Consider the following 25,747-nt stretch of genomic DNA (forward strand, 5'->3'; position numbering starts at 1 on the left):
GCCGACCTACATCAAAATATTTTGATATAGATTTATCCATCACCACCCGAATCTTTCGAATACAGGTTTACCCATGTCTGACAGAAACCATCGCATCGACGCCCTGAAAAGTGCCATTCAGCAACGCATCCTGATCCTCGACGGCGGCATGGGAACCATGATCCAGGGTTATAAACTGCAAGAGGCCGACTATCGAGGCAAGCGTTTTGCGGATTACCACATGGATATTGCTGGCAATAACGATCTGCTGTCGATCACCCAGCCAGGCATCATCCGGGACATCCATACCGCGTACCTGGAAGCCGGTGCCGACATTATCGAGACCAACACCTTCAACGGTACCCGTGTCTCCATGGCGGACTACGACATGGAAGATCTTGCCCACGAGATCAATCTGGCCTCGGCCCGCGTCGCCCGTGAGGCCGCCGATTCAGTGACCGCCAAAAACCCTGACAAGCCCAGGTTTGTTGCCGGTGTGATTGGCCCCACCAGCCGCACCTGCTCCATTTCTCCGAACGTCAACGACCCGGGCGCCCGCAACGTCACCTTTGATGAGCTGGTGGAAAACTATATTGAATCCTGCGATGGTCTGGTCAAGGGCGGTGTCGATATCATTCTGATCGAAACCATCTTCGACACACTCAACGCCAAGGCAGCGATCTATGCGGTACAGGAGTATTTCGAGCGGGAGAATGTCGAGCTGCCTATCATGATCTCCGGCACCATTACCGATGCCTCCGGCCGCACTCTGTCCGGTCAGACCACCGAAGCCTTCTATAACTCGCTGGCACACGCCAAGCCTCTCTCCATCGGTTTGAACTGTGCTTTGGGCGCTGAAGAGCTGCGCCAGTATGTGCAGGAGCTGTCCCGGGTTGCCGGCTGTTACGTCTCCGCGCACCCCAACGCTGGCCTGCCGAATGAATTCGGAGAATATGATCAGGAGCCCGCAGCCATGGCACCTATCGTGGAGGAATTTGCCTCCAGTGGTTTCCTCAACATCGTCGGCGGTTGCTGTGGTACCACACCCGGCCATATCAAGGCTATTGCCGACGCGGTAGCCAAACATCCGCCGCGCCAGATTCCCGAGATCGAGCCCGCCTGCCGCCTGTCCGGGTTGGAGCCTTTTAACATTACCGCCGATTCCCTGTTTGTAAATGTGGGTGAACGCTGCAACGTGACTGGTTCAGCTCGCTTCAAGCGCCTGATTATCGAAGAGGATTACGATACCGCGCTGGAGGTCGCTCAGCAGCAGGTGGAAGACGGCGCCCAGGTGATCGATATCAATATGGATGAGGGCATGCTGGATGCCGAAGCGGCCATGGTCCGTTTCTGCAACCTGATCGCCAGCGAACCGGAAATTGCACGCGTGCCTATTATGGTCGACTCCTCCAAGTGGGAAGTTATCGAAGCCGGCCTCAAATGCATCCAGGGCAAGCCCGTCGTCAACTCCATCAGCCTCAAGGAAGGCGAGCAGGAGTTTATCGACAAGGCGCGCCTGTGCCAGCGCTATGGCGCCGCCGTTGTGGTCATGGCCTTTGATGAACAGGGTCAGGCCGACACCCAGCAGCGCAAAATCGAAATCTGCGAACGCTCCTATCGGGTGCTGGTGGACAAGGTCGGTTTTAATCCCGCCGACATTATTTTCGACCCCAACGTATTTGCGGTTGCCACCGGTATTGACGAGCACAACAATTACGCCGTCGACTTTATTGAAGCCACCCGCTGGATTCGCAAAAATCTGCCCCATGCCGGAGTATCGGGCGGCATCTCCAACGTGTCCTTCTCCTTCCGTGGCAATAACCCCGTACGTGAAGCCATTCACTCCGTATTCCTGTACCACGCCATCAAGGCCGGGCTCAATATGGGCATCGTCAACGCCGGTCAACTGGCGGTTTACGACGATCTGCCCGCAGATTTGCGCGATAAGGTCGAAGACGTGGTCAATAACCGCAACTCTAATGCCACTGAAGCACTGCTGGAGATCGCCGATCAATTCCGTGGCGACGGCAGTGGCGGACGCCAGGAAGAAGACCAGGAATGGCGTGGTTGGCCCACCAAAAAACGCCTTGAGCACGCACTGGTCAAAGGAATTACCACCCATATTATCGAAGACACCGAAGCCGCCAGGCTTGAAACCAGTCGCCCCCTGGACGTGATCGAAGGTCCCTTGATGGATGGCATGAATGTGGTTGGCGATCTGTTTGGCGAGGGTAAAATGTTTCTGCCTCAGGTGGTTAAATCCGCCCGGGTCATGAAACAGGCGGTCGCTCATCTGCAGCCCTTTATCGAGGATGAGAAAGAAGAAGGCGCCGAGAGTAACGGCAAGATCCTGATGGCCACCGTAAAAGGCGATGTACACGATATCGGCAAGAATATTGTGGGTGTGGTACTGCAGTGCAACAATTTTGAGGTGGTGGACCTGGGCGTGATGGTGCCTTGCGAGAAAATCCTGCAAGTGGCCGTCGAGGAAAACTGCGACATCATCGGCCTGTCTGGTCTGATCACCCCATCCCTGGATGAAATGGTGACAGTGGCCAAAGAGATGGAACGCCAGGGCATCAACAAACCCCTGTTGATCGGCGGCGCCACCACATCCAAGGCCCACACTGCAGTTAAAATCGACCCCAACCTGAATATCAACCAGGTAGCTTATGTGGCGGACGCCTCCCGGGCAGTGGGGGTGGCCACCAGCCTGCTGTCGGACGAACTGCGGGACAAGTTCCTGAGTGACACTCGCGAAGAATACGAGAAGGTGCGCGAACGCAATGCCGGCCGCAAGGCCCGCGGTGTGGTCCGCACCTACGCAGAGGCCATCCAGAGTGGACCGAAGTTTGACTGGGGCAACTATACACCCGCCAAACCCCGCTTTACTGGCGTCAAAGTGTTTGATGGTTATCCGTTGGAAGAGTTGGTGGAGCGTATCGACTGGACCCCATTTTTTATCTCCTGGGACCTGGTGGGCAAATTCCCCCGCATCCTGGAAGACGATGTGGTGGGCGAGGCGGCAACCAACCTGTACAACGACGCTCAGGCACTGCTCAAGAAGATCATCGATGAGAAATTACTGACCGCCCGAGCGGTTGTCGGTTTTTGGCCTGCCAACAGCGTTAATGCCGACGATATTGCGGTCTACGCCGATGATTCACGCGGCAGCGAACTGGCTCGGCTGCATCATATTCGCCAACAGGTGCAGAAACCTGGCAATACCAGACCCAACACGTCGCTGGCGGACTTTATTGCTCCCGATGATACGGGTGTGGAGGACTACATTGGAGGCTTTGTCACGACTGCGGGCATAGGCGCCGAAGCCCTGGCCAAATCCTATGAAGATGCTCACGATGACTACAGCAGCATTATGGTTAAAGCACTGGCTGATCGCCTGGCGGAAGCCTTTGCGGAACATATGCACGAAAAAGTACGTCGCGAACTCTGGGGTTACGCACCGGATGAGCAGTTCAGCAATGAGGAGCTAATCAAAGAGGCCTACACCGGCATCCGCCCGGCTCCCGGCTATCCGGCCTGTCCTGACCACAGTGAGAAAGCCACCCTGTTCAAACTCCTGGACGCGGAGGCGCGCATTGGTGTGGAACTGACCGAGCACTTTGCCATGTATCCAGCAGCGGCCGTCAGCGGCTGGTACTTCTCTCACCCGGAGTCGCGTTACTTCAACACTGGCAAGATCCAGAAGGATCAGGTGGAGTCGCTGGCACAACGCAAAGGCATGAGCGTCACAGAGCTGGAGCGCTGGTTACAACCGGTGCTCGATTACTGAATCAGCCCGGGTTACCAGGATTAAACCCACTTCGCGACGCAATCGGGGCCGTTCGGCCCCGAACACATAGCAATTGACTATTAATTAAACAGCTGCAATTGATCTAATCTGCTGTTGATCATTCCCAGGGAGCTATACTCTAGAAGGATTCAGAGGAGCTCCACTATGGAAGTCAACGTTCTTTCCGGCACAGCCCCCACACCACCGGTGCCCCGCAATGAGCGCCTGAGCACGCCCGAACCCGAACCGGTGCAAACGCCTGAGCCAGTGGCCACCCCAACAGAACCACCTCCCTCTGAACCCCCTCCGAGCAACAGCGTTCAGCCGAGCATCGAAACGACGGACCTCAATCAGCTGCTATTGCGCAATACTGGCAGCAATACCGATACAGATAACAATACCGAGACCGTCAATGACATCGTTGAACCAACACAGGATGAACTCGCCCAGCAGGCTATTGATGGCCAGAACACCAACCAGGAGCAGCGCAATCAACTGCAGGATCGATTTGACGCTATCAACAACGACGCTCCAACGCCTAATATTGATGTATCAGCCTGAGAGACTGACATCCTGATCCCGTAAGAAAATTGTCATCTAAAGTCTCTAGAATGAGCGTCTCTGTTCCCTGCCGGTTAAGGGAGACACCCACGTGTTCCGCGCTTTAGCTCTTGCTTTGCTTCTCACTACCTGCCCGGCGACCAGCCTCGCCGCGCAAACCAAACCCAGCCAGGCAGAAATTGAGCTGGCCATCAGCATAGTCAATGAGTACCGCAAGCTGCGCAGCAGCTGCAACGATATACCCGTCGAGCAGCGCAAAATGTGCTATTACCGATTGCGTATTGGCCTTTGGGACTACCGCCAGGCCCGGGAAACACTGAAGAAGAACAACATCAAGTCCTCCTCAGCCCAGCAGCTTGCCAACCATTGATACTCCCCTACCGCAACCGTTTGGGGACTGGTACTCTTGAACTCAGGAGTTTCCGGAAATGGCAATGGGAGTATCAGGAATGGACGACGAACAACAACCGGGGCTACTGGCCGTGATCGCCAGTACCTTTGCCGCCGCCTTTGGGGTGCAAAGCCAACATAACCGCGAACGGGATTTTAAACACGGCAACATCTGGGTGTTTATTATCGCCGGTATTATTTTCACATTGGCCTTTATTGCCGCTGTCTACGGAGTGGTGCAAGCCGTACTACCGAGCTGAACGCCAGGATTTCCAGGTATCTCTGGATTCCACGCCCAACTCTCTTAACAGCCGGGACAATTGCAGCTTGAGCATTTGTTGCTCCGATTCCGGCAAGGTTGCGAGTATGTCCCGCTGATGGCGTTCAGCGGCCTCATCCATATGCTCAACCATAAGCGCGCCGCCGGGGGTCATACTCAAAGTCACTGAACGTCTGTCCTGCTGACTGTGCTGGCGTTGCAACAGCCCCTTTTTCTCCAGGCGGTCCAGCAGTCGTGTGACAGCAGATCGGTCAACGCCCAACTGCCGGGCCACCTCGGCCGGAGTATCCGCCACCCCCCGGGAAACAGTATTGACCACCATCCACTGGGGCCAGGTCACATCCAGGGTTTGAAGCTCCCGGTTGAAACTTTCCTGCAGCAGATTCGCAAGCCGGGAAATCCAATAGGTATAGCTTTGATTAAGGGCAAAGGTCATCGGAGGATCACAAGCAACGTTTATATGATTTCAATATCAATAATAGACCAGTCAATCATATACTCAGGAAAAACGCCAGGATGAGACACCCTGCCGTTTTATGAATTCGATCATTGCCTCTTCGCTGACCGCACCGGCTCAGCAAAGAAGGAAACTGAATCAGCGACGATTACTGGCCGCTGACCCAGAATACACAAGTGGCAACAAAAATGGCGATCAGTGCCACTGCCGCAATGGCATCGGCTGTGCTATCACCGGGTTCCTGCATCTCAAATTCATCGTGCATTATTGTTATTCTCCGCTAACGTATGAACAGAAGTCGCTAGACAAGCTCTAGCTTTACGATTCTAAACATATAAGAATTTAGTCTATCAAGCGAAAAAATCAGCTTATTCATAAATTGTCTTAAATTGCCCATAGCTTCAACAACTTACACATAAGGGGTAACTTTTGGCGTTACTTTTCGCCCCATTTTCGCCACTCGCGGTAATACACGATTTGGTGTATCCTTCGCGCCTCTTTTAGTGGACAAGTCACTGATCTTAAACAATTAGTTGTCCCAACCGTGATCGAAGCCGATGTCTTGGCCATCTGTTTCGAATAACCACAGAAAAACCAGGTGTACTTTTTATATGTACCAATACGACGAGTATGATCACAAGATCATCGGCGAACGTGTGGCCCAGTTCAGAGGCCAGACCGAGCGATATCTTGCCGGCGAACTCAAAGAAGAAGAGTTCCTCCCCTTGCGCTTGCAAAACGGCCTCTATGTTCAGCGCCTGGCCCCCATGCTGCGGATCAACGTCCCCTACGGCATGCTCAGCTCCAAGCAACTGCGCAAGCTGGCCTATGTAGCCCGCCATTACGACAAAGGTTACTGCCACATCAGTACTCGTCAGAACATCCAGTTCAACTGGCCGGATCTCGCCGAAGTGCCTGATATTCTCAGCGAACTGGCTGAAGTGGAAATGCACGCGACCCAGTCCAGCGGAAACTGTATCCGTAACACCACCTCCGATCAGTTTGCCGGTATTGCCAAGGACGAAGTGGTCGACCCCCGTCCTTATTGCGAAATTATTCGCCAGTGGTCGTCCTTCCACCCCGAATTCGCTTTCTTGCCGCGCAAGTTCAAGATTGCCGTGACGGGGGCCGCTGAAGACCGCGCTGCCATCCAGGTGCACGACATTGGCCTGCAGGTACTGCGCAACGACGCTGGCGAAGTGGGCTTCAAAGTGCTTGTAGGCGGCGGCCTGGGCCGTACGCCGATTCTCGGCTCCGTCATCAACGAATTCCTGCCCGAAGAAAACCTGCTGTCCTACCTGGACGCGATTGTACGCGTCTACAATCAGCTCGGACGCAGGGACAACAAGTACAAGGCGCGCATCAAGATTCTGGTCAAGGCCATGGGCCCCGAGCAGTTTGCAGCCAAAGTGGAAGAGGAATTCCAGCGTCTGAAAGAAGGGCCGACCGCCCTGACCAGCGAAGAAATCCAACGCGCCACCCGCTTCTTCCCGCAGCCGGACTACGCCCAATTGGACGATACTGCTGCCGATAGCGATCTGCAGAAACTCAGCGACGACAATCCCGCGTTTGCCAAATGGCTGCAGCGCAACGTTCGCGAACACCGCCAGCCCGGCTACGCGGCCGTATCACTGTCCCTGAAGCCTACCGGCGTCGCCCCCGGCGATATCACCGACAGCCAGCTGGAAGCCATCGCAGAGCTGGCCGACAAATTCAGCTTCGGTGAGGTACGCACCACTCACGAACAAAACATCGTGCTGGGTGACGTACGCAAGGAGCAACTGTTCGAACTCTGGCAAGCTGCCAGGAGCGGCGGATTCGCCACTCCCAACATTGGCACACTGACCGACCTGATCTGCTGCCCGGGCGGCGATTTCTGCTCCCTGGCCAATGCCAAGTCCCTGCCCATTGCTGAGTCTATTCAGCGTCAATTCGACGACCTGGATTACCTCTACGACCTGGGCGATCTAGACCTCAACATCTCCGGCTGTATGAACGCTTGTGGTCACCACCACGTGGGCCATATTGGCATTTTGGGTGTGGACAAAAAAGGCGAAGAATTCTATCAGGTCCAGCTCGGCGGAAACGCCGGCACCGACGCCAGCCTCGGCAAAGTGCTCGGCCCTGCCTTCGGCGCCGAAGAGATGGCCGCTGTGGTACAGAAACTGATTGATGTCTACGTGGGTCAACGCGTAGACGGCGAGCAATTTATCGACACTTACCGCCGTATTGGTCTGGCCCCGTTCAAGGAGAAGGTCTATGCCAAAGCTGATTAAAGACAGCGCCATTGCTGAAGATAACTGGCAACTGCTGGCCGCCTCCGATGACGCCAGCACCGAAGTCCCGGCCGGCCAGGTGATTGTGCCGCTGAACGTCTGGCACGCACAAAAAGAAACCCTGTCACAGCGGGCTGATGAAATCGGCGTATGGCTGGACAGCGACCAACTGGCAGACGAAATAGGTGACGACGCCTCCAAGCTGCCCCTGATCGCGGTCAACTTTCCCGGCTTTATGGACGGACGCGGATTCTCCACCGCTCGTCTGCTGCGCGAACGCCACGGCTTCACCGGCGAACTGCGCGCAATCGGGGGTGTTATCCGTGACCAACTCTGCTACCTCAAGCGTTGCGGATTCAACAGCTTTGATCTGGATGACTCCATTGACCTTGCAGCAGCGATCGAGTCCTTGAACGACTTTACCGAAGGCTACCAGGCCAGCGTCGACCAGCCCCTGCCGCTGTTCCGCCGCAGGGCTTAATCAAACGCCAGGTTTAAGTCGACAACCAAACAGTCGATGCAAAAAATACGGCCGCAGGCTTCAACACCTTGCGGCCGTACTTTTTTCCACGCTCGTAACTCCGCCCCGGTCACTTTCTCCCATATACTCATCAATCTTTAGAGAGCGCCTCGCAAAGGCGACCAAATTAAGGTACAAAGACCCTTTACACTGCGGAACAAGCGCAAGGACATGCACGATTCGATTTTCCAGTCGTTCTTTTTGATATTCACCGGCGCCGCCGTCATTGCCTCACTGGCGCTCTACACACGCCAACCGCTTTTGGTTGCTTACATCGCACTGGGGGCGCTGCTCGGCCCCTATGGACTGGGCTTTATTACCGATCTGTCGCTGGTTACCGACATGTCCCACATCGGTATTATCTTTCTGCTGTTTCTGCTCGGCCTGGACATGCAGCCCAAAGCCCTCTTTGCCGTTCTCAAAAAAGCCACCAGTGTCGGCCTCATCAGCTCCGCGGTTTTCGCTCTGGGCGGCTACGGCGTGGGTTATGCTTTCGGTTTTTCCCACATGGAAAACCTCGTCATTGGCATGGCCATGATGTTCTCCAGTACCATTATCGGCATCAAGCTCCTGCCCACCACTGTGCTGCACCACAAACACACCGGTGAACTCATGGTGGGACTTCTGTTGATGCAGGACTTCCTCGCCATCCTCTGCCTGATGATCCTGCTCAGCGGTGACGTCGGTGAAGTCGACCTCTCCCAGCTCGGTACCACACTCATCGCCCTGCCCTTACTGGGACTGTTTGCCTTCGTCTTCGTAAAATACGTGCTGCTAAAGCTCATCCACAAATTCGATCGCTTCCACGAATATATCTTCCTGCTCGCCATCGGCTGGTGCCTCGGCTTCGCCGAACTCGCCGCCTACGCCGGCCTCTCTGCAGAAATCGGCGCCTTTATCGCCGGCATTTCCATTGCCACCAGCCCCATCGCCCAATACATCGCCATTAATCTCAAACCCCTGCGCGACTTTTTTCTTATCCTCTTCTTCTTTTCAATTGGAGCGCAATTCAACCTCTCCCTGCTGCCCGATATCATCGTCGCCGCCTCGCTCCTGGCCACCGCCATACTCGTCATCAAACCGATGACCTTCCGCTTCCTGCTCGGACGTCTTAGCGAAAAAACCAGCCTTGCCTGGGATATCGGTTTCCGATTGGGTCAAATCAGTGAATTTTCGCTGCTGATCGCGTTCGTCGCATCAAACGCCGCGCTGATTGGAGAAAAAGCATCGGTACTGATCCAGGCGACCGCCATCATAACCTTCCTGGTATCGAGCTACATTGTCATTTTCAACTACCCCAACCCCATCGCCGTTAGCGACCGACTGCGACGGGACTAAAGCATAGACAGAGAGAGAACACCGAATAAACACTACTCGGTTTCGTCGAGAATACAAAAAGAAAGAAATGTGGTGAACAACAATAGTGCAATCACCACATGGGGCTGGGGAAACGCCAGCATCACTACTCCCGCACTGAACCAGACACTGCGGACAATGCGCTGCTTTTCACGATACTTGTGGGTGAAACGACGCCGATGAAAATGCTCTGCGTCCGGGTCGCGGCTGTTCAACCAGTGTGGCTGCCAGGACATCTGCGCCCACAGCGACCAATAAAAACGAACAAGATCCTTGAACATAGGCACCTCTGGAGGAACTCCGATAAAGGCACCAGAAAAGGCACGGCACCCAATTCCAGTATAGACACTTTATCAGCACCGACCGTGACGAACCCAAGTATTGGGTGGCAAAGGGGGGAATCTGAAGGAAGCCGGAACGACCTGACAGTCAGCAGTGTGCCATAACCGGTCTTAGAAATTCGCAGGATTGGTACTCTGACGGCGTTGTTTATGCGTAGGGCGGATTAGGCGCTTGCGCCGTAATCCGCCGGTTCTGCCGGAGATGTTCGTTGGCTTCGGCCCGGTTTTTAACACCCTTGAATGTGCCTGCAACAGGTGATTTGTACACGGCCGCCGCCAATTTAAACCTTCGGCGGATCGGTGGATTACGAAGCGCAAAGCGCTTCTAATCCACCCTACGTCGTGCGGCCGTTGCGGACATTATCGAACGCCCATGGTGCCCTGAACCAGGATTATGAACTTCCGGTTATGGCACAGAGCAGTCAACAACACGGCGGTCGGTTCCTCTGGGCGCTAACCCACCACAGGGAACTGCCGAGTCAGACTCTGCAATTCAACCGATTACACGGGAAGGCTCCCTCATAGTCACAAACTCTTCAGCTGCTGTAGGATGAATTCCGATTGTCTGGTCAAAATCAGACTTGGTCGCCCCGGCCTTAATCGCAATCGCAATGCCCTGAATAATCTCACCGGCATCCTGCCCCACCATATGACAGCCGATGACCTTGTCTGAAGCATCATCTACCAAAATCTTCATAAACGTCCGCTCAGCCAACCCCGACAAGGTGTGCTTCATATGCTTAAAATCGGCCGTATAAACACGCGCGCGGATACCGCGCTCCAATACTTGCTCCTCAGTCAACCCGACCGTCGCAATATTAGGCTGACAAAACACCGCTGTAGCAATATTCTCATAATCCACCGACGTCGGTTCGCCCAAATACAAACTCTTGGCCAGCGCCATACCTTCAGCCAAAGCCACAGGCGTCAGCTCCATGCGCCCAATCACATCGCCCAGCGCATAAATACTCGGTTCACTTGTCTGAAAATCCTCATTCACCTCGACGGCACCATTACGACCCGTTGTCACCGCCGTATTCTCCAGCCCCAGCCCCTCAATCTTGGGTGCCCGACCCGTCGCCGCCATGACGCAATCCACAATACGCTCAGTGCCATCCGTCAACGTCGCCTTCAACTCGCCGGAATCCAGCTTTTCAACAGATACCAAATTCGTCTCGAAAGTCAACTTGACCCCCTTCTCCGCCACCTGCCCGGCGACAAAACGACGTACCTCCTCATCAAACCCGCGCAGGAACAGCGGACCGCGATACAACAACTCTGTCTCCGCTCCCAAGCCATTAAAAATACCGGCAAACTCTACGGCGATATAACCACCGCCCAACACCAGTACCCGACGCGGGAACTCCTGAAGATAAAAGGCTTCATTGGAACTGATAATATGCTCGCGGCCAGGAATCTCGGGAATCTTCGGCCAGCCACCCGTAGCAATCAGAATTCTCTCGGCACTGTACTGCTTGCCGGCCACCTCCACCGTATGAGCGTCCAGCAATCGGGCACGCCCCTCAATCAACTCCACTCCGGCACTGGCAAGAATATTTCGGTAAACTCCATTGAGACGCTGAATTTCCCGGGTTTTGTTATCCCGCAGAGTCGGCCAGTCAAACTGTGGCTCAGACACTCTCCAGCCAAAACCAGCCGCGGCTTCAACCTCTTCGGGCACATGAGAACCGTAAACAAACAGTTTTTTAGGTACACAGCCGACATTGACACAGGTACCACCCAAGTAGGTATCCTCCGCCACAGCCACCTTGGCACCATACTGGGAGGCCATACGACTGGCTCGGACGCCGCCGGAACCGGCGCCAATGACAAACAGATCAAAATCAAATTCGGACACGAACAATCCCCTCTGAAGGTTCAGACAATGGCGTCATTCTAAAGCAAGAAACCGCCAAAAGGGATGATTGATCGAAGTAATTATTTATATAGTTCTAATAGCTAACACCAATGGAAATGGTCTGCTTCAAGCCGTCACGTCCACTCCCCCTGAATCTTCACTGCGACGCCTGTCCTGCCCGGAACGCAGATCCATCAGCGGTCGACGTCCCTGACCCGGAGCGCGACGCTCACCATTCTTGCGACGATCCTTCTTGGCTGGCGGCGGCTGATGCTGAGGCAAATGCCGGGACACCGACACCTCGGAAGTTCCGGTCTGTGATTTCGGACGAGCAGGCCTAGCCGGATTATTGGGTACGGTGGGACCGATAATCTGCACCATAATTAGCACCTCCTATTGGATTGAATCGCGGAGCCATCACCGGATAAGGCATCAATGGTTATGCCCGTTCTTCACTACACGGGTCTTTTCCTAAGCATAGTCCAGGACAACAATCATCAAGTAAAGCTGGGAAATTGTTCATATTGACCAATAAAACAGCTCTCCTAATTATTATCGACCAGATGCCAAAAGGCTTTACAAGGGGGCTACCAAACAGTGGTCATAAGAGGCCACATGGAAAGAAGGATCAGAGCCAAAGGCTGAGAGAAAATCAGGGATGAAACCAGGATAATTGGGATTGCAGTTGCACCACTTCACCGACAATCAGCAACGTAGGTGCTTTAACCTTCTGACCGGCAACAATTTCAGGGAGACTTTCAAGTGTACCCGTCAGCACCCGTTGATCAGGCGTGGTGCCTCTTTCCACAATGGCGGCCGGTGTCTCTGCCTGTCGGCCATACTGCTGCAACGCCTGGCATATGGCGGGTAAACCGCTTAACCCCATATAAAACACCAGGGTCTGGCCGCCTCGTGCCAGCTCCGGCCATTCGAGGTTAGTCTCGTTGTTTTGAAGGTGTCCGGTCACAAACCGCACGGATTGCGCGTAGTCGCGATGTGTTAACGGGATCCCGGCATAACTGGCACAGCCAGAGGCGGCGGTAATACCCGGAACCACCTGGAAAGGGACACCCTGCCCCGCCAGTTTTTCGATTTCCTCGCCCCCGCGACCAAAGATAAAAGGGTCTCCACCCTTAAGCCTCAACACATTACGGCCCTGGCGCGCCAGATCCACCAACAGTTGGTTGATATCCTGCTGGGGTACCGCGTGGTCGGCCTGGCGTTTACCCACGTAAATTCGTTCGCATTCCTTTGGCAGCAGCGACATGATTGGTTCGGAAACCAGGCGGTCATACAACACCACATCAGCTTGCTGGATGAGTCGCAGAGCTTTGAGAGTCAGCAAGTCCGGGTCACCGGGACCAGCGCCGACCAGAAAGACCTCTCCGTCCAGCACGCCACGCTCTGCTTCGCCAAGGTGTTGCTCAATAATGTTGTCAGCGGCCTGCTGATTCCCATAACTGACGTAGCTGGCTGCCAGACCGGACAACACTCGGTCCCAGAGTCGCCGCCGCAGTTTTATATCAGACAGTCGCTGTTTGACGCGGGAACGCCACTGCTCCGCCCAGAGCGCCACCTGACCCAATCTGGCCGGAAGAAACGCTTCCAATTGTCGTTTGAGGTATCGAGTCACAGTGGGGGAAGCACCACCACTGTTCAAAGCCACAACCACAGGGCTTCGATCAATAATGGCCGGCAACACCAGATCACCCGCTGCGGCATCACTGGCCACATTGCAATGGACTCCCAGACGCTCACATTGTTCGGCGATGGCGTGATTGCAGGCGTCATCGTCTGTCGCAGCGACCACCAGAAAAGCGCCCCGAATGAGCTCGGACTCATCCGCGTCAGGATGAAACGAACGCGGCAGATGGGTCACCCCGTCGGCTTGAATCAGCTCCTGGAGGGGATCACAGAGTGTCGGCGCCAGCAGCGTCAGGCGCGCGCCCGAGCGCTGCAGTGCGTGCACCTTGCGCAGGGCAACCTGGCCACCACCGACGACCAGGCAAGAGCGCTCCGTCAGGCGGATAAACAGAGGAAAGTGTTCCATGTTTACCAGACTAGCCGATTTTTTCGAGACCTCCCATGTAGGGTCTCAGTACTTCCGGAATCAACACACTGCCATCAGCCTGCTGGTAATTCTCCAACACGGCAATCAGCGTACGGCCGACGGCCAGGCCAGAGCCATTGAGGGTATGCAGCAATTCAGGTTTACCGGTCTCTGGATTGCGGTAGCGGGCCTTCATGCGACGGGCCTGGAAATCTCGCATATTACTGCAGGAGGAAATCTCGCGGTATTTACCCTGGGAAGGTACCCAAACTTCAATGTCATAAGTCTTGGCCGATGAAAAACCGAGGTCCCCACCACACAAAATAACGGTGCGATACGGCAATTCCAGAGCCTGCAGAATCGCTTCGGCGTGACCGGTCAACTCCTCCAGAGCCTCGTCCGACTGCTCGGGGCGGGTAAACTGCAACAGTTCCACTTTCTCAAACTGGTGCTGACGGATCATGCCACGGGTATCACGACCGTGGCTGCCGGCCTCAGAACGGAAGCAAGGCGTGTGGCAAGTAAACTTCATTGGCAGCTGTGCGGCGTCCTGCACGATTTCGTTGCGGACGATATTGGTCACCGGCACTTCCGCCGTCGGAATCAGGTAAAACTCGCGATCGTCATTCAGTTTGAAGAGATCATCCTCGAACTTCGGCAGCTGCCCGGTGCCATAGAGGGAATCGCGATTGACAATGTAGGGAACGTAGATTTCTTCGTAACCGTGGGTACCGGTATGGGTGTTGAGCATGTACTGAGTCAGTGCCCGGTGCAAACGGGCAACGCCGCCCTGCATCACGGCAAAGCGGGAACCGGTCAATTTGGACGCGGTGTCGAAATCCAACCCACTCAGGCTTGCTCCCAGGTCCACGTGGTCCTTGACCTCGAAGTCAAATTCACGGGGAGTGCCCCAGCGGCGCACCTCGACGTTATCGTCTTCGTCTTCGCCCGCTGGCACTTCTTCTGCGGGTACGTTGGGAATGCTGCTGAGCTGCTCCTCCATCCGCGCCTGCACGTCTTTCAGCTGCGATTCGGCCTCAGCCAATTGGGATTTAAGCTCATCCACTTCCTTCAGCAGTGGCGCGATGTCCTCGCCGGCTGCCTTGGCTTTGCCAATATTCTTGGCGCGACTGTTGCGTTCCTGCTGCAAGGTCTCGGTCTTGACCTGTATGGCTTTACGCTCTTCTTCCAGGCCCGTCAGCAGCGCCACGTCCAGCTCAAAGCCCTTTTTGACCAGTGCCTGTGCGACTTCCTGTGGGTTGGTACGAATAAATTTGGGATCCAACATAGTTAATTTTCGCTTAAATGCCGTTCAATAATTCTTCAATAAAACCGCAATGTCAGGTGTATGCCGGCGGCGACTGCCAGCAGGCATGCCACCAGACTCACCACCACATAAAACGCGGCGGTTTGTGCGTGCCCGTTTTGCCACAGATTCACCGCATCCAGGGCAAAAGTGGAAAACGTGGTCAGGGCGCCAAGGAACCCCGCCATCAGCCAGTTGCGCCATTCCGGCGCCAGGCTGCCCTTCTCAATAATCAGCACGTAACAGATACCGATCAGCAGCGACCCCAGTACATTGGCAGTCAGAGTCCCCAGGGGAAACCGGTTAGCCAACAAGGGAAAGGTATAGATGGTGATGGCGTATCGCCCCATCGCCCCCAGAGCGCCGCCAATTGCTACCGCCAGCCACTGCATTGTGGATCCTTGTCTGATTGCCGAGGCTATTCCTGCCCGTGGTTATTCTTGATAGCGACGCCAGTCGCTGAGTTCGTCCAGCTCTCCGAGATGCTTTAGTTTCGCCCCGATCTTCTGCTCCAGCCCCCGGTCCGTGGGACGATAGTACCGGCGCGGCTCCAGCTCCTCGGGGAAATAAACCTCACCCGCGGCATAGGCGCCCGGCTCATCATGGGCATAGCGATATTCCCGGCCATAGTCCAGGTTCTTCATCAACTGAGTGGGAGCGTTGCGAAGGTGAATGGGCACATCAAAACTGGGCTGGGATTTTACATCCGCCATTGCTTCGTTGAAAGCCTTATATACCGCATTGCTCTTGGGCGCAGCTGCCAAATACACCACCGCCTGTGCAATGGCCAGCTCGCCCTCGGGGCTGCCCAGTCTCTCCTGGGTTTCCCAGGCGTTGAGACAGAGCTGTAAAGCCCTGGGATCGGCATTGCCAATATCCTCACTGGCCATCCTCACCACTCGTCGAGCAATGTAGAGGGGATCGCAGCCGCCATCGAGCATCCGCGCCAGCCAATACAGTGCACCATCGACGTTCGAGCCGCGCACTGACTTGTGCAGAGCCGAGATCTGCTCGTAAAACACATCGCCGCCATTATCAAAACGGCGCACGTCATTGGCGAGGATTTCCTGCACTACCGCCTCAGTGATTTCGGGTCCGTCAGTTCCCTCTTCCGCCAGGTCGAAGGCAACTTCCAACAAATTCAGCGCCTTGCGCCCATCGCCATCAGCGGCGTGCGCCAATGTGCTCAGCAATTGCTGAGATATTTTGGGGGGCTGCTCCCCCAACCCGCGTTTGGAGTCTGACAGGGCACGGCGCAGCATTTCCATCAAGTGCTCGTGCTCAAGCCCCCGCAATAGGTAAACCCGGCAACGCGACAACAGCGCGTTATTGAGTGAAAACGAAGGGTTTTCAGTGGTGGCGCCAATAAAGATCACGGTGCCATCCTCAACAAACGGCAGGAAGGCATCCTGCTGGGATTTGTTGAACCTGTGTACCTCATCCACAAACAGAATCGTACGACGACCGGACTGAGCCTGCAGTTGCTGTGCGGTGGCCACCGCAGCGCGAATTTCCTTAACACCCGCAAGGACAGCCGATACAGTCTCAAAATGGGCATCGGAAATCTCTGCGATCATTCTCGCCATGGAGGTTTTGCCCACTCCCGGCGGCCCCCATAGCACCATGGAATGAAGCTGCTGGCGCACAATCGCCTCGCGCAGAGGTTTGCCTTCTGCAAACAGGTGCTCCTGCCCAACATAATCGTCGGGATGGCGCGGCCGCATGCGGGCCGCCAGAGGCTGCACGGGCTCGGAGGTAAAGAGATCACTCATTGAATCAGCACGTCGATCCCCTCGGGGGGATCAAAGGTAAAATAGGCGGGTGATTGCATACGGTCAGTTTGCATGGCCGTGAAGCTGAACTCTGTCTCCTGGCCAAAGCCATCCAGGATCCACATGGAGACCAGGGTTTGCTCCTCGAAAAAGAGGTCCAACTGCTGAAACTGACTGCCTGTTTGTCGAGGTCGCAACGAGAATCCGCCACTTTTGTTGTAACTGACCTCAAAGCGAGCCTCAATACGGGCCGGGTCTCCGGAGAAAATCACTGCTGGAGTCTGATCGAGCTGATTGGTAAGCGTACTGATCGTAACCTGTTCCAAATCCGGATCAAACATCCACAAAGTCTTGCCATTGGTAACTAACAATTGCGGAAACGGTTCCACGGTTTCCCAGCGCAGCATGCCCGGACGCTGGACTTGGAAACTGCCCTCGGACTCACTGAGCACCTCTCCTTCGGAATCCTTCATGACCTGACTGAATTTTCCTGAGATGGCTTGCAGTGGTTTAAGGCGCTCTGCGAGATCGTGACCGGCAGCAGTCGAGGTGCCGGTCGCCAATACGCAAGAACTCATAATCAGCGTCAACCACAGGGCCAGCAGCTGATTTCGTATCATTGTCATTTTGGATTCTGTCCTTAACTCTAAGTCACCTGACCGCGGAGCTTATTTCGGTGGCGGCGGTGCCAACACCTCGCGGTTACCGTTGGCCCCCATCGGACTGACAACTCCCGCCATTTCCATAGTTTCAATAAGGCGCGCGGCGCGGTTGTAACCCACGCGCAGCTTACGTTGCACAGAGGAGATGGAGGCTTTTCGCGTCTCGGTCACGAATTCGACCGCCTCATCATAAAGCGGATCAGTCTCTTCATTGCCCTCTTCATCACCTTCAGTTGCCAATCCCGGCACCGGAATACTGTTGGCACTGTCATCAATGACCCCTTCCAGGTAATCCGGTTCCCCGCGTCGCTTCCAATCCTCTACCACCTTGTGCACCTCGTGGTCATCCACAAAAGCACCGTGAACCCGCTGAGGCACGCTGGTACCCGGAGGCAGGTAAAGCATGTCACCGTGGCCCAGCAACTGCTCTGCTCCGCCCTGGTCCAGGATAGTGCGGGAATCCACTTTAGAAGACACCTGGAAAGCAATGCGGGAGGGAACATTGGCCTTGATCAGGCCCGTTATCACATCGACAGAGGGGCGCTGGGTCGCCAGAATCAGATGGATTCCCGCCGCCCTGGCCTTCTGCGCAATGCGGGCGATAAGCTGCTCCACCTTCTTGCCAACAATCATCATCATGTCGGCAAATTCGTCGATCACCACCACAATGGACGGTAAAGTTTCCAAATTGGGGGCGGGCGCCTCTTCCATTCCCGGCTCAAAGTGTTCTTCGGGCTTCCAAAGTGGGTCGGCAATCGGCTCTCCCTTCTTAATCGCCTCTTCCACCTTGCGATTAAAGCCCGCCAGATTGCGCACACCCAGGGCCGCCATCAACTTGTAGCGGCGCTCCATCTCTCCCACACTCCAACGCAGGCCGTTGGCCGCGTCCTTCATATCGGTGATCACGGGGGTCAACAGGTGGGGAATTCCCTCGTAGATGGACAACTCCAACATCTTCGGGTCCACCAGGATCAATCGCACTTCCTTGGGGGTGGACTTGTACAACAAGCTCAACAGCATGACGTTGACCCCCACAGACTTACCTGAACCGGTAGTACCGGCCACCAACAAGTGTGGCATTTTGGCAAGATCGGCGACCACAGGCTCGCCTTCGATATCGTGGCCCAGAGCCATGGTCAGGTTGGACTTGGAGTTATCGTAGACATCGGACTGCAGTACTTCACTGAGTCGAACCATCTCGCGGTGTTCGTTGGGAATCTCGATACCCACCACCGATTTGCCCGGAATGACTTCGACCACACGCACGCTGATCACTGCCAGCGAACGTGCCAGGTCTTTGGCCAGATTGGTGATGCGGCTGGCCTTCACTCCCGGTGCCGGCTGCAATTCAAAGCGGGTTACCACCGGCCCCGGCAGTACCGAGACCACCTCGGCCTCGACATTAAAGTCCTTGAGTTTCAGCTCCAACAGCCGCGACATGGCTTCCAGGGACTCCTTGCTGAAACCTTTGTCGCCGCTTTTATCGGCGGGATCCAGGAGATTCAGGGGGGGCAGATCGCCTTCCACCGGAGCCGCAAACAGGTTGGTCTGCTTCTCCTTTTCAGCGCGAGGGCTGGGTTTGGCCTTCTTCACCGGTGGAGTGATCTTGGGAGGCGTACGTTTCTGCTCTTTTTCGACCTGTTTTTCGATGGCAATACGGCGAGCCTTCTGGGCCTCCTCCACCTTTTGCTTTTCTTCCTGCTGCTGGCGCTTCTGCTGCCACTTGTCCTTCAGCGTGCGCACAAAATCGAGAGTCAAGCGGCCGATATTGTCCATCAGGGCCAACCAGGACAGATCCGTAAACACCGTCAGCCCAAACAGAAATATTGAAAGCAACAACAGGGTTGCGCCCGTATAGCTAAAGGCCGACTCCATGGCGTCGGCAACGCTGGCCCCCAGAATCCCTCCGTTGGAAAACGGCAGACTGGTGGACTCCAGGCCATAGTACAGGCTGGCCATGGCGGTGGCGCTCAGCATCACCAGCACAAAACCCACCAGACGCAAGCCGAAGATGACCGAATCAAACTGGCCGGATTTACTGCGCTCGCGAAAAACCAGCCAGGCACGATAGCCGATCAACATCGGGAATAGATAGGACATATAGCCAAACAACGACAAGAACGCGTCCGCCAACCAGGCGCCGAAACGCCCCCCGGCATTGATGATTTCACTACCTGCCGCTGTTCGGGACCAACCGGGATCAGTACTGGAGTAGGTTACCAGAGCCATCAACAGATAAAGGCAGAGCGCTACCAGGCCGATCAGGGCCCCTTCTCTCAATATTCGCAAAGGCAAGGCCGGTGCATTGTCACCGCTGGCAGAGGGGGTGGAATTCGGGGTTTTCAAGCACTCACCTGGAGGATCACCGCAGTTATGGTTATATCTGGCCCGTATTCTAATCACCCCGCGCGCAAATGTCGCGACTGGTAACACAGAATTGGAGATCTCACCGAGCAGATTCCACTCAAGCGGCACAAGAAGCGCCCAATCCTATAAATGATAAGTGTCCGATAGCCTGACCCAATGACTTTTATTGAGACTGACTTCTGGATAGCCCCAGCAGTTTTCCCTATCATTACCCGACTTTTTAACATTGTAATGACAGGACAAATCCATGAGTGAAGCCCAGCACCACCAGATCATTATTCTTGGCTCCGGCCCGGCGGGATACACTGCGGCAATTTACGCCGCCCGTGCCAACCTAAAGCCGGTGGTGATTACGGGGATGCAACAGGGCGGGCAGCTCACGACTACCACAGAAGTTGAGAACTGGCCTGGCGGCGTTGCCGACCTGCAGGGTCCTGACCTGATGGTACAAATGCAGCAGCACGCCGAGCGCTTTGATACTGAAGTTATCTTTGATCACATTCACGAAGCAGATTTGTCCAAGCGCCCTTTCACTCTCAAGGGAAGTAACACCTATACCTGTGACGCGCTGGTTATTGCAACAGGCGCCTCTGCGCAGTACCTGGGCCTGCCTTCTGAAGAAGCCTTTATGGGTAAAGGCGTCAGCGCCTGTGCCACCTGTGACGGTTTCTTCTACCGCAACCAGAAAGTCGCGGTGGTTGGCGGCGGTAACACTGCCGTTGAAGAGGCTCTTTACCTTTCCAACATCGCCTCTGAAGTCACTCTGATCCACCGCCGCGATGCCCTTCGCTCCGAAAAAGTACTGCAGGATCGCCTGCTGGAAAAGGCCAAGAACGGCAACGTCAAGATCCTCTGGAACAACACCCTGGATGAGGTTCTTGGCGATGACGCAGGAGTGACCGGATTGCGCATCAAGAGTACCCAAGACGGCAGCACCCAGGACATCGATGTAGCGGGTGTGTTTATCGCCATCGGGCACAAACCCAATACTGATATCTTTGCCGGCCAGCTGGAAATGAAAGACGGCTATATCATCATCAAGAGCGGTCTGGACGGAGAAGCTACCAGCACCAGTGTACCTGGTGTGTTTGCAGCCGGAGATGTTTCCGACCACATTTATCGCCAGGCCATCACCTCTGCCGGCGCCGGCTGTATGGCTGCCCTGGATGCCGAGAAATTCCTCGACAACCAGTAAATACGAACTGGAGATAAGCACCACCCGGGAGAGTTAATCCGACCTCATGTCCATGTTGCCCTGGATGCCTCCCGGCGGTACTGAATTCCCCCCGACGTCCGCTGCCCTTGATGAACCCAATGGGTTGCTTGCGGCCGGAGGCGATTTGAGCCCCACGCAGTTGTTGGCCGCCTATCGTCGAGGGATTTTCCCCTGGTTTGATGATTCCCAACCCATTCTTTGGTGGAGTCCAAGCCCCAGACTGGTGCTGCCCCCGGAACAACTCCATGTCTCCCGCAGCATGAAGAAGCTGCTGAGACGAAACCCGTTTGAAGTCACTGCCGATCAGTGCTTCAGCGATGTCATGGAGGCTTGTTCGGAACCCAGGCCCGACCAGCCGGGCACCTGGATCACCGATGAAATGCTGGACGCCTACGCCCGGTTGCATGACCTGGGCTACGCTCACTCCGTAGAGGTCTGGGAGAATCAAACCCTGGTGGGAGGACTGTACGGCATTGCATTGGGCCGGGTGTTTTTCGGTGAATCCATGTTTAGCCGTCGCAGCAATGCCTCCAAAGTTGGTTTTATCGCCCTTGTGCAGAATTTGGAGCAACAGGGGTATCAACTCATTGACTGCCAGGTGCATACCGATCACTTGTTCAGCCTGGGGGCGCGGGAAATTCCCAGAACGCAGTTCGAACAATACCTGTTAGACTGTATAGATGAGTCCTCCTTAAGAGGTAACTGGCCCTCCGAGCTAGAGACGGTCGCCATATAGGGCTTTTGCATGACAGATTTGGGCACCATACGCCTGTTTGCCACCCATCCACACGCCTGCAGCTATCTTCCCGAGGAAGAAGCCACCACGGTGTTTGTGGACCCGACATACCCCGTAGAAAAGAATCTATACAGCCAGCTCTCTGAATCCGGCTTCCGGCGCAGTGGCAGCCACCTCTATCGACCCCATTGCAGCCACTGCAAGGCCTGTGTTCCCGCTCGAATTCCTGTCTCGGCGTTCCAGATGAACCGTCAACAGAGACGCTGCTGGAAACGCAATCAGGATCTCGACATTCGTCAGGTTGAGCAGATCGATACCGAAACCCACTACCAGCTCTACGCCCGTTACATTGAACTCCGCCACAACGATGGAGACATGTACCCGCCTTCGCCGGAACAATATCGCTCCTTTTTGACTTCAGAATGGGGAGTGACGGAATACCTGGAATTCTGGCTGGAAGAACGGCTGCTGGGTGTCGCTGTCTGTGATCGCATGACCAACGGTTACTCGGCAGTCTATACGTTCTTTGAACCCGCAGAGCACCGACGCAGCCTTGGGGCTTTTGCCATCCTGTACCAGATTGAGCTGGCCAAGGCCGCACACTTGCCGAGCGTTTATCTGGGTTACTGGATCAAGCAATGCCCCAAAATGAGCTATAAAACCAACTATCGTCCGCTGGAACTCTACATCGATAACCGCTGGGTGCGAATAAACTGACACAAGCGCTTGGCTCACTTGGTGTTTTCAGGCACAATTCACGCCTGCTCGAATCCGGGCTCATTATCGAAGCAATTGAGGACCTTGCCGGATGGCAAAAGAAGACAATTTTGAAATGGAAGGCGAGGTGATTGACACCCTTCCTAATACCACTTTTCGTGTAAAGCTGGAAAACGGTCACGTGGTGACTGCACATATCTCAGGCAAAATGCGCAAAAATTACATTCGCATCCTGACCGGCGACAAGGTTAAGGTTGAGCTGACTCCTTACGACCTGAGCAAAGGCCGCATCACCTACCGCGCCCGCTAATCGCTCACCGGACACCCTGCCCCGCCTTGGTCTAAACCGAAATAACCAGCGGGGAGGTCGTGCCGCCCTCAGGCGGCTTCTACTCCTATCTTCAGTTCGTCATCTTCCACGGTAACGTGCACAACACCACCACCATCGGATAACTCACCAAACAGCACTTCTTCTGCCAGAGGTTTCTTGAGTTTTTCCTGGATCAGACGAGCCATGGGACGTGCGCCCATTTTTTCGTCGTAGCCGCGTATGGCGAGCCATTCCCGTGCCTCTTCTTCCACATCCAGTGTCACACGCTTGTCATCCAACTGCGACTGCAGTTGCACCAGGAATTTGTCCACCACCGTTTTGATCACATCCAGGCTAAGACTGCTGAACTGAATGATAGAATCAAGGCGGTTGCGGAACTCAGGCGTGAACATTTTCTTGATTATTTCCATGCCATCCGTGGAGTGATCCTGGCGGGTAAAGCCAATGGATGCCCGGCTCATTTCTTCGGCACCGGCGTTGGTGGTCATAATCAATATTACGTTGCGAAAATCCGCTTTGCGGCCATTGTTATCCGTCAAAGTGCCGTGATCCATCACCTGCAACAGCAGATTAAACACCTCTGGATGGGCCTTCTCGATTTCATCCAGCAGCACCACACTGTGAGGGTGCTTGGTGACGGCATCGGTGAGCAATCCGCCCTGATCAAATCCCACATACCCCGGAGGCGCACCAATAAGCCGAGATACCGTATGACGCTCCATATACTCTGACATATCAAAGCGAATCAGCTCCACACCCATGGAAGTGGCCAGTTGCTTGCAAAGCTCGGTCTTACCAACACCCGTGGGCCCGGCAAACAGGAAAGATCCTATCGGTTTGTCCGCAACGTTGAGCCCCGCCCTGGACAATTTGATCGACGTGGACAACGCATCAATGGCTTCGTTTTGGCCGAACACGGTCAATTTGAGATTTTCATCCAACTGCTTCAGCTGCTCTCGATCCGAAGACGAAACACTCTTCGGCGGAATCCGGGCGATTTTGGCAACCACGGCTTCAACGTCCGTCACGCCAATGACCTTTTTGCGCTTGGAAGCCACCTGTAGCTGCTGAAACGCGCCGGCTTCATCGATCACATCAATGGCCTTATCCGGCATAAAGCGCTCTGGAATGTAGCGCTCGGACAATTCTGCGGCCGCTTTCAGAGCGGTATCCGTATAGCGTAGCTTGTGATGTTCTTCGAAACGGCTCTTGAGCCCCTTCAGAATCATGTACGTATCTTCGACACTGGGCTCGTTGATATCCACTTTCTGGAAACGACGGGAAAGCGCGCGGTCTTTTTCAAAAATGCCGCGATATTCCTGGAACGTGGTCGAACCGACACAGCGTAAATCCCCGGATGTCAGCAGCGGCTTTAACAGGTTGGAGGCATCCATAACGCCGCCAGAGGCCGCGCCCGCACCAATAATCGTGTGGATTTCATCGATAAAGAGAATGGCGTGATCCTGCTTTTTGAGATCCGCCAGCAAACCCTTAAAGCGCTTCTCAAAATCGCCTCGATACTTGGTGCCCGCCAGCAACGAGCCGAGATCCAACGAATAGACCACACTGCTCGAAAGCACTTCCGGCACATCGCCATCGACGATGCGCTTGGCCAGACCTTCAGCAATAGCGGTTTTACCTACGCCGGACTCACCCACCAACAGTGGATTGTTTTTGCGGCGGCGCGTCAGGATCTGACTGACACGCTCCAGTTCCAGCGAGCGCCCCACCAGGGGATCAATGCGGCCCAGCATGGCCTCTTCATTGAGGTTGGTGGCGTAGGCCTCCAGCGGGCTCTGAGAGGGCGAATCCGTGCCGATCGGGTTCTCTTCACTGATCTCGTGGGACGGATCGTCGTGGTGGTCATCGTGACCGGCCACCTTGGAAATTCCGTGGGTAATAAAGTTGACCACATCAATCCTGGCCACACTCTGTTGTTTCAGGTAGTAAACTGCCTGACTCTCCTGCTCGCTGAAAATAGCGACCAGTACATTGGCTCCAGTCACCTCTTTCTTGCCCGAAGACTGGACGTGAAAGACGGCTCTCTGCAGCACCCGCTGGAAACCCAGCGTGGGTTGCGTTTCCCGCTCCGTGTCGTTTTCCGGAATCAGCGGTGTGGTGGAATCCACAAACTCGATCAGGTCCTTTCTCAGGATATTGAGATCGGCACCGCAGGCCCGTAACACATTGGCGGCAGAATCGTTATCAATCAGCGCAAGCAACAAGTGCTCCACCGTCATAAATTCATGACGCTTGGATCGGGCGCCTTTAAAGGCAAGATTTAAGGTAACTTCTAAATCCTTGCTCAGCATCGGTTATCACCCCTAAAGCAAAAGTTCCCTAAGACTAGGCTATTCATCATCCTCAACCGCCTCTATTTCACACAGCAAAGGATGTTCGTTCTCCCTGGCGAACTGATTGACCTGTGCCGCCTTGGTCTCAGCAATATCGCGGGTAAATACGCCGCAAACCGCCTTGCCCTGGGTGTGCACGGTCAACATGATCCGTGTCGCCTGTTCCCGATTCATACTGAAGAAAATCTCCAGTGTCTCAACGACGAACTCCATAGGAGTATAGTCATCATTCAGAAGTACCACCTTGTACATCGGTGGCCGCTTCAACAGCGGTTTTGACTCCTGAACGACAACACCCAAATCGTCGCCGTACTCCTCATCGGGGTCATCCACACTTAATCTTAGTAAAAGATTTCTCAGATTACCCATTTGATCTCACTTTCGAGCCTTCGTTCCGCGTTTAAAAATACGCCAAACTGGGCGGT

General features: G+C 54.9%; 23 protein-coding genes. 11 read left to right on the forward strand and 12 right to left on the reverse strand.

The genetic code is table 11. The features are described from left to right. Nucleotides 1-73: 73 nt before the first annotated feature. From metH to HBA55_RS16250, 4 genes are all read left to right on the forward strand, one after another. Nucleotides 74-3,772, forward strand: coding sequence for a methionine synthase (metH, locus tag HBA55_RS16235; protein WP_166993590.1), 3,699 nt, complete (start codon nucleotides 74-76; stop codon nucleotides 3,770-3,772). Nucleotides 3,773-3,937: 165 nt separating this feature from the next. Beyond that, nucleotides 3,938-4,333, forward strand: coding sequence for a hypothetical protein (locus tag HBA55_RS16240; RefSeq protein WP_166993592.1), 396 nt, complete (start codon nucleotides 3,938-3,940; stop codon nucleotides 4,331-4,333). Nucleotides 4,334-4,424: 91 nt separating this feature from the next. Then, nucleotides 4,425-4,703: a hypothetical protein gene (locus HBA55_RS16245; protein ID WP_166993594.1), complete on the forward strand. Its 279-nt coding sequence runs from the start codon at nucleotides 4,425-4,427 to the stop codon at nucleotides 4,701-4,703. Between the two features lie 64 nt (nucleotides 4,704-4,767). Continuing rightward, nucleotides 4,768-4,983: a DUF2970 domain-containing protein gene (locus HBA55_RS16250; RefSeq protein ID WP_206019830.1), complete on the forward strand. Its 216-nt coding sequence runs from the start codon at nucleotides 4,768-4,770 to the stop codon at nucleotides 4,981-4,983. Here HBA55_RS16250 and HBA55_RS16255 read toward each other — a convergent pair. Further along, a complete protein-coding gene (locus HBA55_RS16255; protein WP_166993596.1) occupies nucleotides 4,972-5,439 on the reverse strand; it encodes a MarR family winged helix-turn-helix transcriptional regulator in 468 nt (155 codons plus the stop codon). The two genes, HBA55_RS16250 and HBA55_RS16255, sit on opposite strands and share 12 nt — an antisense overlap. A gap of 632 nt (nucleotides 5,440-6,071) precedes the next feature. Between HBA55_RS16255 and HBA55_RS16260 the strand changes: the two genes are divergently transcribed. The 3 genes from HBA55_RS16260 to HBA55_RS16270 all read left to right on the forward strand — a co-directional run bounded on the left by HBA55_RS16260 (nucleotide 6,072) and on the right by HBA55_RS16270 (nucleotide 9,594). Continuing rightward, nucleotides 6,072-7,736 (forward strand): nitrite/sulfite reductase, encoded by a 1,665-nt coding sequence (locus HBA55_RS16260; protein ID WP_166993598.1) that lies wholly within the window; start codon nucleotides 6,072-6,074, stop codon nucleotides 7,734-7,736. Then, a complete protein-coding gene (locus HBA55_RS16265) occupies nucleotides 7,720-8,217 on the forward strand; it encodes a DUF934 domain-containing protein (RefSeq protein WP_166993600.1) in 498 nt (165 codons plus the stop codon). Before HBA55_RS16260 ends, HBA55_RS16265 begins: the two co-directional genes overlap by 17 nt. 210 nt (nucleotides 8,218-8,427) lie before the next feature. Next, complete coding sequence (locus HBA55_RS16270; protein ID WP_166993602.1) at nucleotides 8,428-9,594, forward strand: cation:proton antiporter; 1,167 nt, start codon at nucleotides 8,428-8,430, stop codon at nucleotides 9,592-9,594. A 32-nt stretch (nucleotides 9,595-9,626) separates the two neighbouring features. Here the strand turns inward: HBA55_RS16270 and HBA55_RS16275 are convergent, their stop codons facing one another. The 9 genes from HBA55_RS16275 to HBA55_RS16315 all read right to left on the reverse strand — a co-directional run bounded on the left by HBA55_RS16275 (nucleotide 9,627) and on the right by HBA55_RS16315 (nucleotide 19,947). After that, the gene (locus HBA55_RS16275; RefSeq protein ID WP_166993604.1) at nucleotides 9,627-9,893 is read right to left on the reverse strand and encodes a hypothetical protein; all 267 of its coding nucleotides are present in this window, start codon (nucleotides 9,891-9,893) and stop codon (nucleotides 9,627-9,629) included. A gap of 553 nt (nucleotides 9,894-10,446) precedes the next feature. Continuing rightward, the gene (gene gorA, locus HBA55_RS16280) at nucleotides 10,447-11,811 is read right to left on the reverse strand and encodes a glutathione-disulfide reductase (RefSeq protein ID WP_166993605.1); all 1,365 of its coding nucleotides are present in this window, start codon (nucleotides 11,809-11,811) and stop codon (nucleotides 10,447-10,449) included. A gap of 126 nt (nucleotides 11,812-11,937) precedes the next feature. Further along, nucleotides 11,938-12,192, reverse strand: a complete 255-nt coding sequence (locus HBA55_RS16285) for a hypothetical protein (RefSeq protein WP_166993607.1) — start codon at nucleotides 12,190-12,192, stop codon at nucleotides 11,938-11,940. A gap of 271 nt (nucleotides 12,193-12,463) precedes the next feature. Further along, nucleotides 12,464-13,861, reverse strand: a complete 1,398-nt coding sequence (gene cysG, locus HBA55_RS16290) for a siroheme synthase CysG (protein ID WP_166993609.1) — start codon at nucleotides 13,859-13,861, stop codon at nucleotides 12,464-12,466. Between the two features lie 10 nt (nucleotides 13,862-13,871). Then, complete coding sequence (serS, locus tag HBA55_RS16295) at nucleotides 13,872-15,149, reverse strand: serine--tRNA ligase (protein WP_166993611.1); 1,278 nt, start codon at nucleotides 15,147-15,149, stop codon at nucleotides 13,872-13,874. A 35-nt stretch (nucleotides 15,150-15,184) separates the two neighbouring features. Beyond that, a complete protein-coding gene (crcB, locus tag HBA55_RS16300; protein WP_166993614.1) occupies nucleotides 15,185-15,559 on the reverse strand; it encodes a fluoride efflux transporter CrcB in 375 nt (124 codons plus the stop codon). Nucleotides 15,560-15,601: 42 nt separating this feature from the next. Continuing rightward, nucleotides 15,602-16,939 (reverse strand): replication-associated recombination protein A, encoded by a 1,338-nt coding sequence (locus HBA55_RS16305; RefSeq protein ID WP_166993616.1) that lies wholly within the window; start codon nucleotides 16,937-16,939, stop codon nucleotides 15,602-15,604. After that, nucleotides 16,936-17,565: an outer membrane lipoprotein periplasmic chaperone LolA gene (gene lolA / locus HBA55_RS16310; RefSeq protein ID WP_166993618.1), complete on the reverse strand. Its 630-nt coding sequence runs from the start codon at nucleotides 17,563-17,565 to the stop codon at nucleotides 16,936-16,938. Before lolA ends, HBA55_RS16305 begins: the two co-directional genes overlap by 4 nt. Nucleotides 17,566-17,607: 42 nt before the next feature. Continuing rightward, nucleotides 17,608-19,947 carry a DNA translocase FtsK gene (locus tag HBA55_RS16315; protein WP_166993620.1) on the reverse strand — a complete coding sequence of 780 codons (2,340 nt, stop codon included), beginning with the start codon at nucleotides 19,945-19,947 and terminating at the stop codon, nucleotides 17,608-17,610. Between the two features lie 268 nt (nucleotides 19,948-20,215). On the opposite strand from HBA55_RS16315, the gene trxB reads away from it, so the two are divergent. From trxB to infA, 4 genes are all read left to right on the forward strand, one after another. Next, a complete protein-coding gene (gene trxB, locus HBA55_RS16320) occupies nucleotides 20,216-21,163 on the forward strand; it encodes a thioredoxin-disulfide reductase (protein ID WP_166993622.1) in 948 nt (315 codons plus the stop codon). A gap of 46 nt (nucleotides 21,164-21,209) precedes the next feature. After that, nucleotides 21,210-21,920: a leucyl/phenylalanyl-tRNA--protein transferase gene (aat, locus tag HBA55_RS16325; RefSeq protein ID WP_240946128.1), complete on the forward strand. Its 711-nt coding sequence runs from the start codon at nucleotides 21,210-21,212 to the stop codon at nucleotides 21,918-21,920. Nucleotides 21,921-21,929: 9 nt separating this feature from the next. Continuing rightward, complete coding sequence (locus HBA55_RS16330; RefSeq protein ID WP_166993624.1) at nucleotides 21,930-22,637, forward strand: arginyltransferase; 708 nt, start codon at nucleotides 21,930-21,932, stop codon at nucleotides 22,635-22,637. Nucleotides 22,638-22,728: 91 nt separating this feature from the next. Continuing rightward, nucleotides 22,729-22,947: a translation initiation factor IF-1 gene (gene infA, locus HBA55_RS16335; protein ID WP_085157256.1), complete on the forward strand. Its 219-nt coding sequence runs from the start codon at nucleotides 22,729-22,731 to the stop codon at nucleotides 22,945-22,947. A 68-nt stretch (nucleotides 22,948-23,015) separates the two neighbouring features. On the opposite strand, the gene clpA is transcribed toward infA, so the two are convergent. Next, entirely contained in the window at nucleotides 23,016-25,280 is a 2,265-nt protein-coding gene (gene clpA / locus HBA55_RS16340) for an ATP-dependent Clp protease ATP-binding subunit ClpA (RefSeq protein ID WP_166993626.1), read from the reverse strand. 39 nt (nucleotides 25,281-25,319) lie between these two features. After that, nucleotides 25,320-25,691, reverse strand: a complete 372-nt coding sequence (gene clpS, locus HBA55_RS16345; RefSeq protein WP_166993628.1) for an ATP-dependent Clp protease adapter ClpS — start codon at nucleotides 25,689-25,691, stop codon at nucleotides 25,320-25,322. Between the last annotated feature and the right edge of the window lie 56 nt (nucleotides 25,692-25,747).

The sequence above is a fragment of the Pseudomaricurvus alkylphenolicus genome (assembly GCF_011683955.1).
Classification (GTDB): domain Bacteria; phylum Pseudomonadota; class Gammaproteobacteria; order Pseudomonadales; family Cellvibrionaceae; genus Pseudomaricurvus; species Pseudomaricurvus alkylphenolicus.